19 protein-coding genes are annotated in these 17,301 nt (G+C 41.7%); 12 read left to right on the top strand and 7 right to left on the bottom strand.

Translation table 11 applies throughout. The features are described 5' to 3' along the window. Window positions 1–109: 109 nt before the first annotated feature. From B9T29_RS08850 to B9T29_RS08805, 10 genes are all read left to right on the top strand, one after another. The gene (locus tag B9T29_RS08850) at window positions 110–571 is read left to right on the top strand and encodes an acyl-CoA thioesterase (protein WP_086175567.1); all 462 of its coding nucleotides are present in this window, start codon (window positions 110–112) and stop codon (window positions 569–571) included. A gap of 172 nt (window positions 572–743) precedes the next feature. Then, on the top strand, window positions 744–2,561 hold the full coding sequence (gene lepA / locus B9T29_RS08845; RefSeq protein WP_086175566.1) for a translation elongation factor 4: 1,818 nt from the start codon (window positions 744–746) through the stop codon (window positions 2,559–2,561). Window positions 2,562–2,581: 20 nt separating this feature from the next. After that, on the top strand, window positions 2,582–3,409 hold the full coding sequence (lepB, locus tag B9T29_RS08840) for a signal peptidase I (protein ID WP_086175565.1): 828 nt from the start codon (window positions 2,582–2,584) through the stop codon (window positions 3,407–3,409). A gap of 22 nt (window positions 3,410–3,431) precedes the next feature. Next, the gene (locus B9T29_RS08835) at window positions 3,432–3,806 is read left to right on the top strand and encodes a DUF4845 domain-containing protein (protein ID WP_086175564.1); all 375 of its coding nucleotides are present in this window, start codon (window positions 3,432–3,434) and stop codon (window positions 3,804–3,806) included. Continuing rightward, window positions 3,778–4,476 (top strand): ribonuclease III, encoded by a 699-nt coding sequence (gene rnc, locus B9T29_RS08830; protein WP_086175563.1) that lies wholly within the window; start codon window positions 3,778–3,780, stop codon window positions 4,474–4,476. The genes B9T29_RS08835 and rnc overlap by 29 nt, the downstream gene beginning before the upstream one ends. Continuing rightward, a complete protein-coding gene (gene era / locus B9T29_RS08825) occupies window positions 4,476–5,504 on the top strand; it encodes a GTPase Era (protein WP_086175562.1) in 1,029 nt (342 codons plus the stop codon). Before rnc ends, era begins: the two co-directional genes overlap by 1 nt. A gap of 24 nt (window positions 5,505–5,528) precedes the next feature. After that, the gene (locus B9T29_RS08820; RefSeq protein ID WP_086175561.1) at window positions 5,529–5,726 is read left to right on the top strand and encodes an NF038104 family lipoprotein; all 198 of its coding nucleotides are present in this window, start codon (window positions 5,529–5,531) and stop codon (window positions 5,724–5,726) included. Between the two features lie 12 nt (window positions 5,727–5,738). Beyond that, window positions 5,739–6,443: a DNA repair protein RecO gene (gene recO, locus B9T29_RS08815; protein WP_086175560.1), complete on the top strand. Its 705-nt coding sequence runs from the start codon at window positions 5,739–5,741 to the stop codon at window positions 6,441–6,443. Between the two features lie 25 nt (window positions 6,444–6,468). Further along, complete coding sequence (gene pdxJ / locus B9T29_RS08810) at window positions 6,469–7,194, top strand: pyridoxine 5'-phosphate synthase (protein WP_086175559.1); 726 nt, start codon at window positions 6,469–6,471, stop codon at window positions 7,192–7,194. 12 nt (window positions 7,195–7,206) lie between these two features. Continuing rightward, on the top strand, window positions 7,207–7,860 hold the full coding sequence (locus B9T29_RS08805; protein ID WP_086175558.1) for a tRNA-(ms[2]io[6]A)-hydroxylase: 654 nt from the start codon (window positions 7,207–7,209) through the stop codon (window positions 7,858–7,860). A 150-nt stretch (window positions 7,861–8,010) separates the two neighbouring features. Here B9T29_RS08805 and lipA read toward each other — a convergent pair whose 3' ends face one another. Further along, window positions 8,011–9,024: a lipoyl synthase gene (gene lipA, locus B9T29_RS08800; RefSeq protein ID WP_086175557.1), complete on the bottom strand. Its 1,014-nt coding sequence runs from the start codon at window positions 9,022–9,024 to the stop codon at window positions 8,011–8,013. A gap of 208 nt (window positions 9,025–9,232) precedes the next feature. Here lipA and sthA point away from each other — a divergent pair, with 208 nt between their 5' ends. Beyond that, the gene (gene sthA / locus B9T29_RS08795) at window positions 9,233–10,648 is read left to right on the top strand and encodes a Si-specific NAD(P)(+) transhydrogenase (protein ID WP_086175556.1); all 1,416 of its coding nucleotides are present in this window, start codon (window positions 9,233–9,235) and stop codon (window positions 10,646–10,648) included. Between the two features lie 106 nt (window positions 10,649–10,754). Here the strand turns inward: sthA and B9T29_RS08790 are convergent, their stop codons facing one another. The 6 genes from B9T29_RS08790 to B9T29_RS08770 all read right to left on the bottom strand — a co-directional run bounded on the left by B9T29_RS08790 (window position 10,755) and on the right by B9T29_RS08770 (window position 16,693). Beyond that, window positions 10,755–11,084: a four-helix bundle copper-binding protein gene (locus tag B9T29_RS08790; RefSeq protein WP_086175555.1), complete on the bottom strand. Its 330-nt coding sequence runs from the start codon at window positions 11,082–11,084 to the stop codon at window positions 10,755–10,757. 211 nt (window positions 11,085–11,295) lie between these two features. Beyond that, complete coding sequence (gene chrA / locus B9T29_RS08785; RefSeq protein WP_086175554.1) at window positions 11,296–12,519, bottom strand: chromate efflux transporter; 1,224 nt, start codon at window positions 12,517–12,519, stop codon at window positions 11,296–11,298. A 440-nt stretch (window positions 12,520–12,959) separates the two neighbouring features. Continuing rightward, a complete protein-coding gene (locus B9T29_RS08780) occupies window positions 12,960–13,922 on the bottom strand; it encodes a TauD/TfdA dioxygenase family protein (protein ID WP_086175553.1) in 963 nt (320 codons plus the stop codon). A gap of 191 nt (window positions 13,923–14,113) precedes the next feature. After that, window positions 14,114–14,248, bottom strand: coding sequence for a hypothetical protein (locus B9T29_RS16740; protein WP_265733364.1), 135 nt, complete (start codon window positions 14,246–14,248; stop codon window positions 14,114–14,116). After that, window positions 14,241–15,455: an MFS transporter gene (locus B9T29_RS08775; RefSeq protein ID WP_086175552.1), complete on the bottom strand. Its 1,215-nt coding sequence runs from the start codon at window positions 15,453–15,455 to the stop codon at window positions 14,241–14,243. The genes B9T29_RS16740 and B9T29_RS08775 overlap by 8 nt, the downstream gene beginning before the upstream one ends. Before the next feature lie 155 nt (window positions 15,456–15,610). Further along, window positions 15,611–16,693 carry an OmpW/AlkL family protein gene (locus B9T29_RS08770; RefSeq protein WP_086175551.1) on the bottom strand — a complete coding sequence of 361 codons (1,083 nt, stop codon included), beginning with the start codon at window positions 16,691–16,693 and terminating at the stop codon, window positions 15,611–15,613. A 422-nt stretch (window positions 16,694–17,115) separates the two neighbouring features. Between B9T29_RS08770 and B9T29_RS08765 the strand changes: the two genes are divergently transcribed. Next, a complete protein-coding gene (locus B9T29_RS08765) occupies window positions 17,116–17,295 on the top strand; it encodes a hypothetical protein (protein WP_086175550.1) in 180 nt (59 codons plus the stop codon). The last annotated feature ends 6 nt before the right edge of the window (window positions 17,296–17,301 follow it).

The following is a 17,301-nucleotide window of genomic DNA, read 5'->3' as shown; positions in this document are numbered from 1 at the left end:
TATCGAGGAGTGGTTTTTTTATATTTTGCAATTTTACTGCCATTCAAAATTACGTAGACTGTTTGGTCTTGAAGGTAGTTTTTGAACAGCGTAAGGATCAGTGAAATAGATGAGCACAGTTTTTGATTTGGAAATCACCGTTCAAGCAAAAGATATTGACCGTTTGGGACATGTCAATAATGTGGTGTATATGCACTGGATGCAGGATGTCGCCACTGCACATATTGATGCCGTAGGTTTGGGCTTGAATGAATATCTGGCACTGAAACATGCCATGGTCGCGGTAGAGCATCATGTGCAATACCGTAAAGCGGCATTTGCAGGCGAAAAGATCATTCTGCGTACCTGGCTGGATGATATCAATGCCTTGTATTCTTTCCGTCAATATGTGTTTTACCGTCCGCACGACCAAGCGGTTCTGTTTATGGGAAATACTAAATGGGCTTGTGTGGAAATTGCTTCAGGTCGACCAAAACGCATGTCTCCGACATTTATCCAAGCCTATCAGCCGATATCGGAACAGGTGAATCCGCTAGATTTTAGCCAATACGATAAGATGGTTTCAAATTGAATAAATGAGTTCAATCCAGCTTTGCTTTGAAAATGACTGCACAAAGCGAAAAGGAACTCATTATTTAGAATACATTGAAAAATCCATCTGCTATAATCCTACGCAATTTCTATTCGGCTTTTGCCATGCATTAATTATTGGTTGCATGGCGTGTTTTTTCTCAAGGTAGCCCATGGCGCAAGCTAAAAAATCTGTTGATATTAAAAACATTCGTAACTTTTCGATTATTGCGCATATCGATCATGGTAAATCGACACTGGCGGATCGCTTTATTCAAACCTGTGGTGGTTTGCAAGATCGCGAAATGCAGGCTCAGGTTCTGGATTCTATGGAACTTGAACGTGAGCGCGGTATTACCATTAAAGCGGCATCGGTGACGTTGTACTATACGCATCCAAATGGTCAAGAATACCAATTAAACTTTATTGACACTCCTGGACACGTGGACTTTTCCTACGAAGTATCACGTTCGCTTGCGGCATGTGAAGGCGCTCTTTTGGTTGTCGATGCTGCGCAAGGGGTTGAAGCGCAGTCGGTTGCAAACTGTTATACCGCGATTGAGCAAGGACTTGAAGTACTCCCTGTACTTAACAAAATTGATTTACCCCAGGCTGAACCTGAGCGTGTGATTCAGGAAATTGAAGACATTATCGGGATTGAAGCGACTGAAGCACCGACCTGTTCAGCGAAAACAGGCCTCGGCATTGAAGGGGTACTTGAAACGCTGGTCAATGTTATTCCTGCGCCTACAGGTGACCGTGATGCACCGCTACAAGCTCTGATTATTGACTCATGGTTCGATAATTATCTGGGCGTTGTGTCTTTGGTACGTATCAAACAGGGGCGTGTGCGTAAAGGCGACAAAATGTTGATTAAGTCAACAGGTCAATCGCACATCATTACCTCTGTAGGTATCTTCAATCCTAAACATACTGAAACAGGCATGCTTGAAGCTGGTGAAGTAGGCTTTATCATTGCCGGGATCAAAGATATTTTTGGTGCGCCAGTGGGCGATACCATTACGCTTGCGACTACACCAGACGTGGCAATCTTGCCTGGTTTTAAAAAGGTCAAACCGCAGGTCTATGCCGGTTTGTTCCCGATTGATTCAAGTGATTTTGAACCGTTCCGTGAAGCATTGCATAAGCTGCAAATCAACGACTCGGCATTATTCTTTGAACCAGAAAGTTCAGATGCTTTAGGTTTTGGTTTCCGCTGTGGCTTCTTGGGTATGCTACATATGGAAATCGTACAAGAGCGTTTAGAGCGTGAGTACGATCTTGACCTCATTTCTTCTGCACCAACCGTAATTTATGAAGCGGTGATGAAGAATGGCGATACAGTTTATATCGACAGTCCATCAAAAATGCCGGATGGTTCAACGGTTGAAGATTTGCGTGAACCGATTGCTGAGTGTCATATCCTAGTTCCTCAGGAATATCTGGGTAATGTGATGACTTTATGTGTAGAGCGTCGTGGTGTGCAAAAAGACATGAAGTTTATGGCGAATCAGGTTTCGATTACTTTTGAAATTCCAATGGCTGAAGTGGTCATGGATTTCTTTGATAAATTGAAATCATGTTCACGCGGTTTTGCATCACTCGATTATAACTTTGTCCGTTTTGAGAGTTCATCTCTGGTTAAGGTTGATGTGTTAATTAATGGTGAGAAAGTTGATGCTTTAGCAATGATTTGTCACCGTCAGGATGCACGTCATCGTGGTATTGCACTGGTTGAAAAAATGAAAGAGCTGATTCCGCGTCAAATGTTTGATGTGGCTATTCAGGCTGCCATTGGGGCGCAAATTATTGCCCGTTCTACTGTAAAAGCGATGCGTAAAAACGTATTGGCAAAATGTTATGGTGGTGACGTGTCGCGTAAGAAGAAACTTCTGTCGAAACAAAAAGAAGGTAAGAAACGTATGAAGCAGGTGGGGAGTGTTGAAATCCCACAAGAAGCGTTCCTTGCCGTATTAAAAGTAGAAAGATAATAAAAGAGGTCATTTAGCTCATGGATTTTGATTTTAATTTAATCCTTGTACCCGTCACACTGATTTTCTTTTTGGTGTGGCTACTGGATAAGTTTGTATTTAAACAAAGACAAACACTAGGCAAGGGTAATGAAAATTTCATCATCACCTGGGCATATGACTTCTGGCCAGTCCTGGCAGTGGTTCTGGTGCTACGTTCATTCTTGTATGAACCATTTAATATTCCTTCCGATTCTATGGTTCCGACATTAGAAACGGGTGATTTTATTTTGGTCAACAAATTTAACTATGGTATTCGCTTGCCAATTGTGAATACCAAAGTCATTGATGTGGGTGAACCAGAACGTGGTGACGTGATCGTGTTCCGTTATCCGCCACAACCGACCATCAGTTATATTAAACGTGTGGTCGGTTTGCCAGGTGATCACATTGTTTATGATCATGGACAACTGAGTATTAATGGACAAAAAGTGGCGAAAGTTCCGGTGGAATTTAGTCGTGAAAAAGATATTCTGGATACGCCTACTTCAATTTATCATCAGGAAACATTGGGCAAGCACACATTTAAGATGCGTGAGCTTGAAGGTGTAAACGTTGCACGTCAGGCACCATTTATTAACTATATTGAAAATGGTAAATATTCATCTGAAAATGGTTTATATTGGGAGGTAAAAGTTCCCAAAGGTCATTACTTCGCGATGGGGGATAATCGCGATCAAAGTGCTGACAGTCGTTTCTGGGGCTTTGTACCAGAGGAAAACCTAACAGGTCGTGCGTTCTATAAATGGATGCATAAAGAACCTGGATTTAAATTACCGTCGTTTAAGCGCAACGGTGTAATTGATTAAGCATGATTGGAAAAAATAACAAATGCGTAAAAATCAACAAGGGGCATCCTATATTGGAATTTTAATTGCAATTATTGGCTTTGCTTTCTTAGCAAAAATTGCAATTGCTGTTTGGGCACCGTACTGGGATGATCGGGTCGTAGATAGCCAGATTACAGAGTTAATGCAAAGTAGCCCGGCCAATACCGATCCTTTAAAGTTTACAAGTCAGATGAGTCAACGTTTAGAGATGAACAATGTTCGCGATCTTAAATTTGATGAAATCGCCCAAGTCACGAATGTGGATGGTTTGCAAGTGAAAAAAGATTATGAGATAAGAAAGCCATTCTTGCTCAATATAGATTTAGTGTTAAAGTTCGAGAAAAGTTTTGATCAAAGGTCAACCCAAACTAAGTGATATGCGCTTAGTCCACCGTATCGGTTATCAGTTCAAACAGCCAGAATTATTGCAGCTTGCACTGACACACCGATCGGTTAGTCACAAAACTAACTATGAGCGTCTGGAGTTTCTAGGCGATTCATTGTTAGGGATGATCATTGCCCATTATTTGTATCAAGCCTACCCTCATGAAAATGAAGGGCGTTTAACGCGTATGCGTGCCACATTGGTTCGTCAAGAAGCATTAGGCAAAATTGCAAACGATTTGAAACTCGGCCCATGTTTAATTTTGAGCACGGGTGAGTTGAAATCGGGTGGACATCATCGGGAATCTATTCTTGCTGATACTGTAGAAGCGATTATTGGTGCAATTTATGTCGATTGTAATGATTTAAAAGTCTTGCAAGACATCGTATTAAAGTGGTACACGCCATATTTAGACCATATCGAGCCTACAGACCAACTCAAAGATCCTAAATCACGCTTACAGGAATATTTACAGGCACGTAAAAAACCTCTCCCTGTTTACGATGTGGTGGATATTCAAGGTGATGCTCCCAATCAGCATTTCAAGGTGGAATGCATTATTGAGGGCTTGCCTGTGTTGTATGGTGAAGGTTCAAGTCGTCGCTTTGCTGAACAGGCAGTTGCGGCAGATATTTTAAAACAATTGGAGCAAAAGTCTTAATGACTACTCATTCCGATCACATCGATGCTGATCACGAGCCGCAAGAGAGCGGTAACGATTTAATTAATCAATTCTTTAGTGCACAAGGAACCACTATTCCTTCTGATTTTAAAAGTGGTTTTGTCGCTATTGTTGGACGCCCGAATGTGGGTAAATCTACATTGATGAACCATTTGCTGGGTCAAAAACTTTCAATCACTTCACGTAAACCACAAACCACGCGTCATAAGATTGTCGGGATTGATAGCCGTGAAAAATCTCAGGCTGTATTCGTAGATACGCCGGGGATGCATAAGAAAGAAGTCCGTGCCATCAATAAAATGATGAACCGTGCTGCACATTCGGCACTACGAGACGTCAATCTGGTACTGTTTGTGGTGGATGCGCAAAAGTGGACCCAAAATGATGAACTAGTTTTGGAAAAGCTGAAAAATGCTGAAATGCCGGTGATCCTGGTCATCAATAAGCTGGATACTTTTGAGAACAAAAATCAGGCGCTTCCATTAATTCAGGAACGTGCCAAGCTGATGAACTTTGCTGAGATTGTTCCTGTATCGGCTTTACGTGGTGCCAACCTTGAGCATTTGCGTAATACCATTGAAAAATATCTGCCGTTCCAGCCGCCACTTTATTCACTGGATCAAATTACTGACCGTTCAGAACGATTCCTGGCTTCTGAAGTAATTCGTGAAAAAATCATGCGTCAGTTAGGTGAAGAGTTGCCTTATGATTTGACTGTGCAAATTGAGTCATTCAAGACTGAAGAAGCGACCATTAATGCGAAAACTGGTCGTCCGAAAGCAGCCTGTACCTATATCGATGCGACTATTTTTGTTGATCGTCCAGGGCAAAAGGCGATTGTGATTGGTGAAAAAGGTTCAAAATTGAAGAAAATCGGGATGGATGCGCGTGCCGATATGGAAAAAATGTTCGAACAGAAAATCATGCTGACGCTTTGGGTGAAAGTCAAAGGTGGCTGGTCTGATGATGAACGAGCATTAAAAAGTTTAGGTTATAGCGATATCTAGCTTTTAACTTTGAAAGGAACGGTGATGATTAAAGTACTGGCTGTTGTAGCGTGTATAATGTTTTTGCAAGGATGTATTTACAAGATTGTCACAGTTCCTGTCAAAGTGGCTTATAAAACCACTAAAGGCGTAGTCAAAGGTACCGCTGCCGTTGTGGGGGCAATCATTCCAGATGGGGATGATGAAGAAAGTGATACTGATAAAAAAAAGAACAAAGACTAGATTTAATTTGTCATGCGCAATGAACTCTTGCATGGTTATTTAATCCATCATCGTAAATACCGGGAGCGCAGTCACATTGTGCATCTGTTTACCAAAGAGTATGGCCGCGTTGATGGAATCTTAAGGCAAACTCCACCTCCGCAATATCAACCCATTTGCTTGCAAGCTTCGGGTAAATCTGATCTTAAAAATTTTACCAAGCTGGAAATTGTCAATCAGCCGGTTTTTTTCTTTGGAGATGCCTTCTTTTCTGGCTTCTATTTGAATGAAATTATCCTTCGGTTATGTCCGGTCGAAGTAGAAATGCCGCAAACCTTTGTACAATATCATCAAACTTTACAACAGCTTCAGCAATTGGCACAGCATCAACAGCCCAATCTTTATTTAAGGCAAATTTTGCGACAGTTTGAACATGTCCTGCTGGAAGAGTTAGGCTACGCACTGGATTTTACAGTGGATGCGCATCAACAGGAAATTCAGGAAAACCAGCATTATATATTCCAACTTAACGATGGTTTTATTGCCACCGCACAACAATCACGCTCGACTTTATTGGGACAGCAAATTCTCTCGATGCGTGAATATGAAAAAGGTAGGGATTTTAATCCTGAGCAGTTACAATTATTGTCACAACTGTATCGGCAAATGATCACCTCTCTTTTGGGAGACCGACCGCTGAAAAGCCGTCAATTGTGGATTCAAAATACTCAATCTTAATTTAGAACCTAGTTAGGAAATTGTTATGGCTGCATTGCTTGGTGTAAATATTGACCATGTGGCGACATTGCGACAGGCGCGCGGAACCACTTATCCAGACCCGGTGAATGCTGCACTGATGTGTGAACAGGCGGGTGCAGAAGGCATTACCCTGCATTTACGTGAAGACCGTCGCCATATTCAAGATGACGATGTCCGCCGCATGCGTCCAGTACTAAAAACGCACATGAATCTGGAAATGGCAGTAACCCCTGAAATGGTTGAATTTGCCAAGGAAATCCAGCCGCATCATGTCTGTTTTGTGCCAGAAAAACGTCAGGAAGTGACCACTGAAGGTGGTCTGGATGTAGTCGGCCATTTTGAAGATGTCAAAGCCGCGACCCAGGCCCTGTCTGCCATTGGTTGTGATGTTTCGTTGTTTATTGATGCTGATTTGGCCCAGATTGATGCTGCGGTAGCGTGTGGTGCTCCAACCATTGAGTTACATACAGGTGCCTATGCCGATGCCGAAACTGAAGAAGCTCAGCAGCATGAATTAGAACGCATTGTCAAAGGTGCAGAATATGCGGCGTCTAAAGGTTTAGTGGTCAATGCAGGACATGGTTTAAACCTTGAAAATGTCACACCTATTGCTGCCATTCCTCAAATTCATGAACTCAATATTGGCCATTCCATTATTGCGGATGCTGTTTTTATCGGTTTGGCCCAAGCCGTTCAACAAATGAAAGCTGTCATTAAATCAGCAAGATAAGTTTTTAGAATTATGTCGTTAATAAATTATGATGATCTTATGAAGCCCGTTTTGGGCTTCTTGGGATGTGAAACGCCAAAAGCATGGTTAGATGAAGCCATGAATAACCTTGAGTTGCTCATGCAAGATCATGCCAATTGTGAAAAAAAAGCAGCAGGTACGGCCATGAACCTGATGTTTCGCTACACCTTCTTTACCGATTTACAGGTCAAGTTGGCACAGTTGGTGCGTGAAGAAATGCTGCACTATGAACAAGTACTTGAACTGATGACCAAGCGCGGTCAGGAGTGGCAATCGATTAGTGCCGGTCGTTATGCAGGTGGCTTGCGTAAAGAAGTACGCACGTATGAGCCTGAAGCTTTAATCGACATTATGATTATTGGTGCTTTTGTTGAAGCACGCTCATGTGAGCGTTTTTATGCGCTTGCGCCGCTTGTGGATGAAGATTTGGGTAAATACTACCGCTATTTGCTGAAGTCTGAATCGCGACATTTTGAGGATTATTTGGCTTTGGCATTGGATGTTGCTCAAACCTCGAAGTTAAAAAATCCTAAAGAAGATATTCAGCAGCGTATCGCACACTTTCGTGAAGTTGAAAAAAACCTGATTTTAAGTCCGGATGATTTATTCCGCTTTCATAGCGGTGTACCTAATAAAGCGGCTTAATGGTTTTTCTGTTTTAAAAATCCTTTATTTGAATAGGGGATTTTTTATGTCTATGCTTTACAATCTTTTTAAGATCAAAACTAAAAATGCCAATCTTCTTTACAGAGATTGGCATTGATCAAACAGACATTTTTTAAACGGGACTTAAGATCAAGCCTCGATAGTTTGAACCGCGATTTTTTTCGCTGGATCAGTTTTACGGCGTACTGCTGGTACAGGTTCGCCGTAGTATTGACGGTCTGCAAAGTAGCTTGAACGTACCATCGGTGCAGCCCAAATATTTTTGAAGCCGAGTTTTTGGCCATGTGCGGTGTAACGTTCGAATTCTTCAGGTGTTACAAAGCGGTCAATCGGTGCATGTTCTTTAGAAGGTTGCAAATACTGGCCAATGGTCACATAGTCCACGCCATGTGCATGTAAGTCATCCAGCAGTGCAATTACTTCTTCTTCAGTTTCACCAATACCGACCATCAAGCCACATTTGGTTGGAACATCCGGGCAGTATTCTTTAAACATTTTCAGCAGGTTTAAAGAGTGCTGGTAATCTGAACCTGGACGCATGGCTTTGTATAAACGCGGCACAGTTTCAATATTGTGGTTAAAAACGTCTGGTGGGCATTCGGTCATAATGCGAAGTGCCACATCCATACGGCCACGGAAATCTGGAACTAGAATTTCTAATAATGTTTTTGGGCTTAAGCTGCGAGCTTCTTTAATACACTCCACGAAATGCTGGGCGCCGCCATCTCTTAAGTCATCACGGTCAACTGAAGTAATCACGGCATATTTTAAACCTAAGTTAGCGATGGTTTCTGCCATATGACGTGGTTCGTCAGGGTCAAGTGCATTAGGACGGCCATGTGCCACGTCGCAGAAAGGGCAGCGACGGGTACAGATATCACCCATAATCATAAAGGTTGCCGTACCGCCACCAAAACATTCAGGCAAGTTCGGACAGGCAGCTTCTTCACATACGGTATGTAGTTTTTGTGCACGTAAGGTGGTTTTGATGCGTTGAACTTCATCTGGAGCCGCCATTTTCACACGAATCCAATCCGGTTTACGTGGCGTTTCAACCGTAGGTACAACTTTTACAGGAATACGAGCGACCTTCTCTGCGCCACGAAGTTTGACACCCTGTTCAGGTTTACGGTTTTCAGACATATTCAACTTTTCCACTGTTTTTGACGGGGGAGATACTAGATATATTAGTGGTTTTATTATAACGGACTTGAATCTAAATGGGGTAAAAACGATATTCATTTAATAAATGTAGTCATCACTTAATATATGTGAGGTAAATACAGCAAATTGCTACTAATTACGTCATAATATAATGAAGATAGATCAGGATTAAATATAGGAGCGTTGAATGCCACGTAAGAAAGAGGTCGTTAGTGGAACTTTCGTCAAGTACGATGCGGTAGTTCTCGGTTCAGGCCCTGCGGGTGAAGGCGCGGCAATGAAACTTGCCAAATCTGGCAAGCGTGTTGCAATTATTGATGTGCGTGAACAGTTAGGTGGTAACTGTACACATGTAGGAACCATTCCAAGTAAAGCATTGCGTCAGACCGTATCAAGCATTTTGCGTTACCAGCGTGACCCGATGTTCCAAAAAGTGGGCGACTGGAAACAGTTCACCATGAAACAGGTGCTGCGTAATGCACATAAAGTAATTCAACAACAGGTTGAAACGCATTCCCGTTTCTATGACCGCAATAAAATTGATATTTATCACGGTCGTGCGTACATCCAAGATAAAAATACTGTATTGATATTCAGCCCTGAAGGCGTAACAGAAACGATCGTTTTTCAGCAATTGGTGATTGCGACGGGTTCACGTCCATACCGTCCAGCGGCGCTTGATTTTAATCATCCACGTGTCTTTGATTCAGACAAAATTCTGGATCTGGATTTCTCCATCCAAAAAATCATTATTTACGGTGCTGGTGTAATTGGTTGTGAATATGCATCCATTTTCATTGGTCTGGACCATAAAGTCGATTTGATCAATACCCAGCCTAAATTGCTCAGCTACCTGGATGATGAAATTTCTGATGCCTTGTCTTACCGTTTACGTGAGCAGGGTGTATTGATTCGTCATAATGAACAACTAGATCATCTGGAAACATTTGATGATCATGTGGTGATGTATTTACAAAGTGGCAAGAAAATTAAAGCCGATGCCATTTTGTGGTGTAATGGACGTTCGGGAAATACTGACGGTTTAGGTCTGGAAAATGTGGGTATTACACCAAACAGTCGTGGTCAGCTCACAGTGAATGATCAGTACCAGACTGAAGTGGAAAATATCTACGCTGCCGGTGACGTGATTGGCTGGCCATCATTGGCTTCTGCCGCCTATGACCAGGGTCGTTGCGCTGGTTCAAACATGAGTGGTGAAGAGAATGTTAAACCTGTAACGGATATTCCGACAGGTATTTATACCATTCCGGAAATTTCTTCAATTGGTAAGACTGAACAGCAGTTGACTGAAGAAAAAATTCCTTATGAAGTTGGGCAGGCATCTTTCCGTCATTTGGCGCGTGCACAAATTACCGGTGACACCGTGGGTGAATTGAAAATTTTATTCCACCGTGACACTCTGGAAATTTTAGGTGTGCATTGTTTTGGTAATAATGCTTCGGAAATTATCCACATTGGTCAAGCCGTGATGAACAGTCCAAACAATACCATCAAGTATTTTGTGGAAACCACGTTCAACTATCCGACCATGGCGGAAGCGTACCGTGTAGCGACATTGAATGGTATGAACCGTTTGTTCTAAGATTTTATAAATTTTAGATAGAAAACCCGTGAGTGAAAACTTGCGGGTTTTTTGTTTATAGGGAGGGAAAACATCATGCCTAGATATTGTTGGTTATATCCTGATTCTAAGTAGCCATCTTTCGGCACTCAGCAGCACAACGGCGGCAGGCTTCAGCACATTGCTGACAATGTTCATGCTCATGATGACTGCATTCTTCTACACAATATTCGCAAGCCTGAGCACAAAGCTCACAGATTTCTTTTAGAAAAGAAGATTGCTTTTGTTGCATGCGGGCACAGAGCTGACAGATATCCGCACAGTCCAGACAACGTTGTATACATTCCCGCATCATCTCCAGCTCCTGTTCTTTTAAACAGGAGCTGGCACAGTGGGTACAGGCTAGGGAGCAAGTCATGCAAGCCTGAACACAATTCGGAAACTGGATCTCATTCATCCTTTTCTCCTTTATCCACATAGTGTTGTTGCAATTTTTTAATACGCTAAGCAGAAATGGGAAAATACACTAGGGATATTCAGTGAGTAAAAGTAAAAAGTATCTGGTTTCAGTAAGATCAAGATAAGAATATAGAATTGATTCTGCCTAGATATAAAATGGGTGATTGGAATTCTAAATACCAAAAAGGCATGCTTGTTTACATAATTGTTTAATAAAAAGAATTGTTCAAGAGAAGCAGCACCGCATAATAAGCCAAGAAACTGCCAATAATGCTGAGCCAGACTGGAATTTTGCTTTTAAGTAATGCAATGACACCAATAACAAAAACAATATCTAAGCCAGAGAGTAAATATTTTTGCCCCATCTGCACCACCAGACACAATAACAAGCCAACCACTGCGGCATTAATTCCTGCCAAGGCTTGAAATAAACGTGGCTGTTGCATTAAACGTGACCAGTAGGGTAAAGCACCAAATATGAGTAAAAAAGAAGGTAAAAAAATCACCACGGTGGCAAAAGCCGCGTTCAATACAGTAGATGAACTTAAGGGCAATAATGCACCTAAATAACTGGCAAAACTAAATAATGGTCCCGGCATCAGCTGGGCAATAGCATAGCCCAAGTCAAAATGCTGGTTCGAGATTAAACCAGTAGCAACAAAATCTTGCTGTAAAAATGGCAAGATAATATGACCACCCCCAAAGACTAAAGATGCGGTACGGTATAAACCTGAAAAAGTTTCTAACCAGAGACTAGGGAAAAAATATTGTAATGGGGGTACCAATACAAAAGGTAAGGCAAATAAAATAAGCCAGAGATAAGTAAAAGATTTTTTAGCTGTGATTGATTCCTTGGCAACAGGTTTAAGCGTATTTTGTTGCGGAAAATAATGGTGATAAATCAGTCCTGCAAATGCCCCGAATAGGATGGCTAAAACCTGATTGATTCCTAGCGGTACAACATAAACCAGTAATCCGGCCAAAAACATCAAGAAATATTGCCATTTGGATTTACAAAAAGTAGTCAACATTTGCCAAAAAGCCCATGCCACCACACTAAACACAATCAGCTGAATCACATGAAAAAAATCGGCAGAAAAATAGTTGGAAAATTGAATGCCGATCATTGCAGCAAGGGTCATGAGCAGGGCGGACGGTAAAGTAAAGCCGAGCCATGCCAGCAGCGCACCAGGATAACCTTTTAGCTGATAGCCAATCGCGATGCCCATTTGACTACTGGTGGGCCCGGGTAAAATTTGTGCCAAGGCCAAGAGGTGGGCATATTGCTGTTCATCCAGATATTTAAGTTGTTGCACAAAACGCTGATAAAAAAACACCAGATGAGCTGCTGGGCCGCCAAATGCCGTACAGCCTAATTTAAGAAATATTTTAAATAAACTGAAATTTGACAAGATGGGAACAGAGGGCAACATAATGATCCAAAAAATATTTGAGTTTTAGCCGGAGCAAGATTAACAGGCCAGATTTAATTTGTTATGTATTTTTCCTGCAATACATATTTCTAGCATGAAAAAAGCCATTTCAAGTGATTACTTTTGATGGGCTTTTATTTTTTAATTTAAGCTGGAAATATTTAAATAAAATGACCATCTTGAAAATAATCAACGATTTGATGGGTTGGTGTTCGATATGAAAGGATCGTAGACTCAATAATCGCTGCATTCCATGATACAGCAGTTAAAATCAACAGCCTTTTTCAGTCAATGTATGAGAGCTGAACAGTAAAAAAAGCAGCATCATGGCCATACCTAGATTTACGATTTTGCGCATTCGTAAATCTAGTGGCCATGATGCTGTGGAGTAATCTTATGAGGTATTGTTTATTGTTATTATTTCAGATCGATGACATTGATTAATAAGGTCGACCGCCTGCCAGACTGATGCGTTTCAGTAAACGGCGCTGATCGGATGGGAAGGGACGACGAGAGTGTAGCGTGGCCTGGTTATCCCAGAATACAATGTCACCCGGTTCCCATTGATGTTCATAGCGGAATTCAGGTTTTAACAGATGTTCGCGCAATGAAGCAATCATTTCACTGCCAGCCTGATCATCATAATTGACCAGTTCCACCTCGGAATGGGTATTTAACCAAAGTGCTTTACGACCACTCTCAGGATGGGTGCGCACCAGTGGATGTGGGTAGGCATAACCAATAATCGGTTGATCTTTAAAACGATATAAAGGACTGCTGCCATAACCATTACTGTCATTGTCTTTAAGGTGTTGTCGACGTACAAAGGGGTTATAGGTAATCAGTTGTAATTGATCGATATGCTGTTTGGTTGTTTCTTCTAAAGCGTCATAAGCCTTGATGGTATTAAACCAGGATGTTTGTCCGCCATCCTTTGGTAATTCAATGGCATATAGCAATGAACCAAAAGAAGGTTGTGGCGTCCATTGGTGATCGGCATGCGGCGAAAGTTCACCATAGCCGGTGTAATCACCCTGTCCCACAGCATTGGAAACAGGAACGACATCGGGTGGTGTCCCGGTATCTGTTTGGGTGGCAAGTACAGGATTATCTGCACTTGGGCGGAAAATGGAACCAAAATAGCTGGCAAAGGCCAAATACTGTAAATCATCCAGATGCTGATTTTTGAAAATCAAAATGAGATGTTCGGCCAGTGCCTGTTTTAGACGGTAAATAGTTTCACCTGCTTGGGCTTTACGTGCATCTAAACCCCATACCACTGCACCCAGTGCCTGATCTGCTAAAGGCTCAATGCTAATTTCCTGCGGGTTTTGAAATTGCTCTGCCTGATGCCAGCGTGGTGCATCATGAATGGCTTGTGAAAGCTGGGTTAATGCGGTCATAGTTTATTACTCAGATTGTTTTGTCGTTATCACTCAATCTAAGAAAAAATGCAGCAGCTGAAAAATCAAAAAATATTCTAAGTTTATGAAAAAATGCATAAATTTAACTAATGTATTGAAAATACAGCTTTTAATAAAAACTGTATTTTTTAGTGTAAAAATAGCTGTTGCTGTGTTTAAAAATCAGCAGTTTAGTGGGCACAGAAAGCTTGATTGAAATACTCAAACAGTTCAGGTGTCTTGAGCCATAAAAAGATGGCAAACGCGAATAAAAGCAATAAGGCAGCTATAATCGCCAGTCTTAGTCCAAGGGTAGAATCAGTCATGAATGACATGCTCCTCATTGACAAAGAAATGCACCAATACACCAAATATGCTCAGTAGAATGGAAAAAATCCACACCATATTGTAGTCACCGGTGATGTCATGATTGACACCGCCCAGCCATCCGCCAAAGAAGGAACCGACTTGGTGGGTAAAAAATACAATGCCGCTTAACATGCTGAGGTATTTTATCCCAAACATATTGGCCACAATACCATTGGTCAGCGGTACGGTTGATAACCACAATAAACCCATGATGATGCCGAAGCTGTAAATTGTCCAGGTACTCAAAGGCAGCAATAAAAAGCCAATAATGGCAATACCACGTAGGCCATATAAACCCATAAGCAAATAAGGTTTTGAATATTTTCCACCCAGCCAGCCTGCGGTATAGGTGCCGACAATATTAAATAAACCGACCAAGGCCAGGAAAATCGTGCCTGTGGTGGCATCAAAACCATGATCAATCAGATAACCCGGTAAATGAATACCAATAAACACCACCTGAAAACCACAGACAAAAAAGCCTAAAGACAGGAACCAGAACGGTTTGTGATTTCTGGTAATAATCAAAATTTCTTTGACGCTTAATGCCGGTTTATTGGTCTGGGCAAGAGCATGAGGGGCTACATACATCGGTGCCTTGAGTAGCCATGCCAGAGGAATGATCAGAGCTATCAGAATGGCACTGACGATTAATGCTGCTGACCAGCCTACACTTTGTAAAAGGAGCAAGGTGGACGGCAGCATAATAAATTGGCCAAAAGAACCTGCTGCACTGGCAATGCCCATGGCAAGACTGCGCTTTTCCGGATGTGCAGCACGCCCCACGGCAGAAAGCAGTACCGGAAAAGAAGTCGCAGAAAGTGCTAAACCTAAGATCAATCCCACACTTAAATTCAGTAATAATCCGGTTGAGCTGACAGCCATAAGCAACAAACCTAGGGTATAGAGTGCACCCCCAACAGCAACCACAATTTTACTGCCATATTTATCGGCAAAAGCACCGGTAATCGGTTGTACCGCACCCCAAATCAGGTTTTGCATGGCGATAGCCAGACTAAAAACATTATGTCCCCAACCAAATTCATGACTCATTGGAACAAGATACAAGCCAAATGCATGACGAACACCCAATGACAAAGCCAGAATAATGGCACTTCCAATTAACATATAAATCAGAGGTTTGGAAAAACGGGTGTCTGACATAATTCATCCATGCGGGGTTTTGTTGTGGCTATGTTATTCGATTATAAAGAGCGAGGCGATTAAATAAAATTGAAACAAAAGATAAAATTAAGTTATAGAAAGTTTTATAAATACAAAAAAGACGACAAAAAGTCGCCTTTTTATTCAGGGTGAACTTAAAAACGAATGCCCACCCCTGCATAAGCTAGTATTGGGTTGACTTCAATATCCGCTTTGGAGGTAATTAATTTACCCAGCCTGTCATCAGATACGGTAATGGTGGTTTCATTTTTAAGATGTGCATAAGACACTGAACCCACTGCAAACCAGCGCTCATTAAAATCATAGGTGAAACCTACAGTGGCAATTGGAGCAAAAGCGTCGGTGGCTTCGAGGTCTACTTGAGGATTGGCTTTACTTGGTTTGCCTTCCAGTGAAGCTCCGGCATAGCCTTGTTTGATATTGGCAATCATATGACCAGCTGCAATCAAATCTTGTTCAGTACGCGGATTAATTTCCAGTTCATTAAAGTAAGCATACATCACCCCTAAACCGACATAAGGGCGGAATTTATTGATACCAGTTTTACCAAAGTGATATTGGAGTTCAACGGCAGGCGTCCAGGCACGTGCCGACGCAGCAGGTCCATGGGCTTCTAAATCGGTAATAAAAATATCATTTTGCAAATCAATATTGAGGAATTCTAAAGGCAAGTTGCCAATTTGCGGTGTTGCCACAGCAGAGAAGGGCGCATAAATTTTTCCTTTGCCCTGTAAGTCCACTTTGGGGGGAATGCCTGCCTTCATTTCAAAGGAAACATGATCGGTAAAGAAGTAATTGGTCATGATCCCCAGTGTAGTGACATCATCTGCCTCCAGACCTGTACCCGGATTGTTCCATTGTTCTAAGCCCTGAATCTTTGAACTACCACTCAGTCCACTACTGAGTTGACCACCACTAAGATAGCCTAATCCTTTTAATGCTGCTGCGAGTGCAGTTTGATTCACCTTTGGATTGAGATTGTTGAGTACGGTATCGACTTGAATATCACCATTCTTGGCAACCTCACCATTTTTAACCGCAGTCTTCACCTGAAAAGGCTGAGCTTTACCTTGAGGCATAACATGCAGTGCACCTACAGAAACAGCAAAGCGTTTAAAGCCATCCCCATCTTTTAAACTGAAATAGGGGGAATCGGCATGGCTCAGGGCAGGTAGGGCAGCAAGAGACGACATCATACAAAGTAATGTTTTTTTCATTCAGGGACTCCATGTCCATTTTGCGTTTATTCGTTTTATTCGTTCACTTTTCTTATTCTATGTTTAGAGAAAAATCATTCTGTTATTAAAAAACATTAATCTGGTAGTATTCGTGTAAAAATTTAGCTGTTTTGTTTCAATAACATGGAGAAAAACAATTTTATGTAACATGTTATTTTTACTGTTTGATGCGATTTTTAGCTAGTTAGACATAAACTAGAAGTGAAAAAATATTTGTATATTTTTAACGCTTTCATAGCGGTGATATGAAGGTTTTAGGTGATCAATTGTTGTTACTATGCGGTGAAAAATAGCGGATTGCTGGCATGAATAAAGTGCTTGCGCAATGAGCTAAAATCCAATCCTCGCACTGCGAGGTATTTTTCCGTACAATATGTCGCAGAAATCCTTGAGTGAATCATATGAGCACCCAAAATACTCCCAAGAAAAAGCCTCTTGTGAATTTGCCTTTTCCAATTAAAAAGGCAGATGAAAATTCTTCCGATGAAGTATTAGAAGATTTACGCCCTAAACCCCAGCGCTATGCTGATCGTACCTGGATGCCGCCACGTGGTACGCGCCGCTCTATGGGCAAGCGTTAAGTTCTC

This window comes from Acinetobacter sp. ANC 3903 (assembly GCF_002135315.1).
In the GTDB taxonomy this organism is placed as follows: domain Bacteria; phylum Pseudomonadota; class Gammaproteobacteria; order Pseudomonadales; family Moraxellaceae; genus Acinetobacter.
This window is presented reverse-complemented; position numbering and strand designations above follow the sequence as displayed.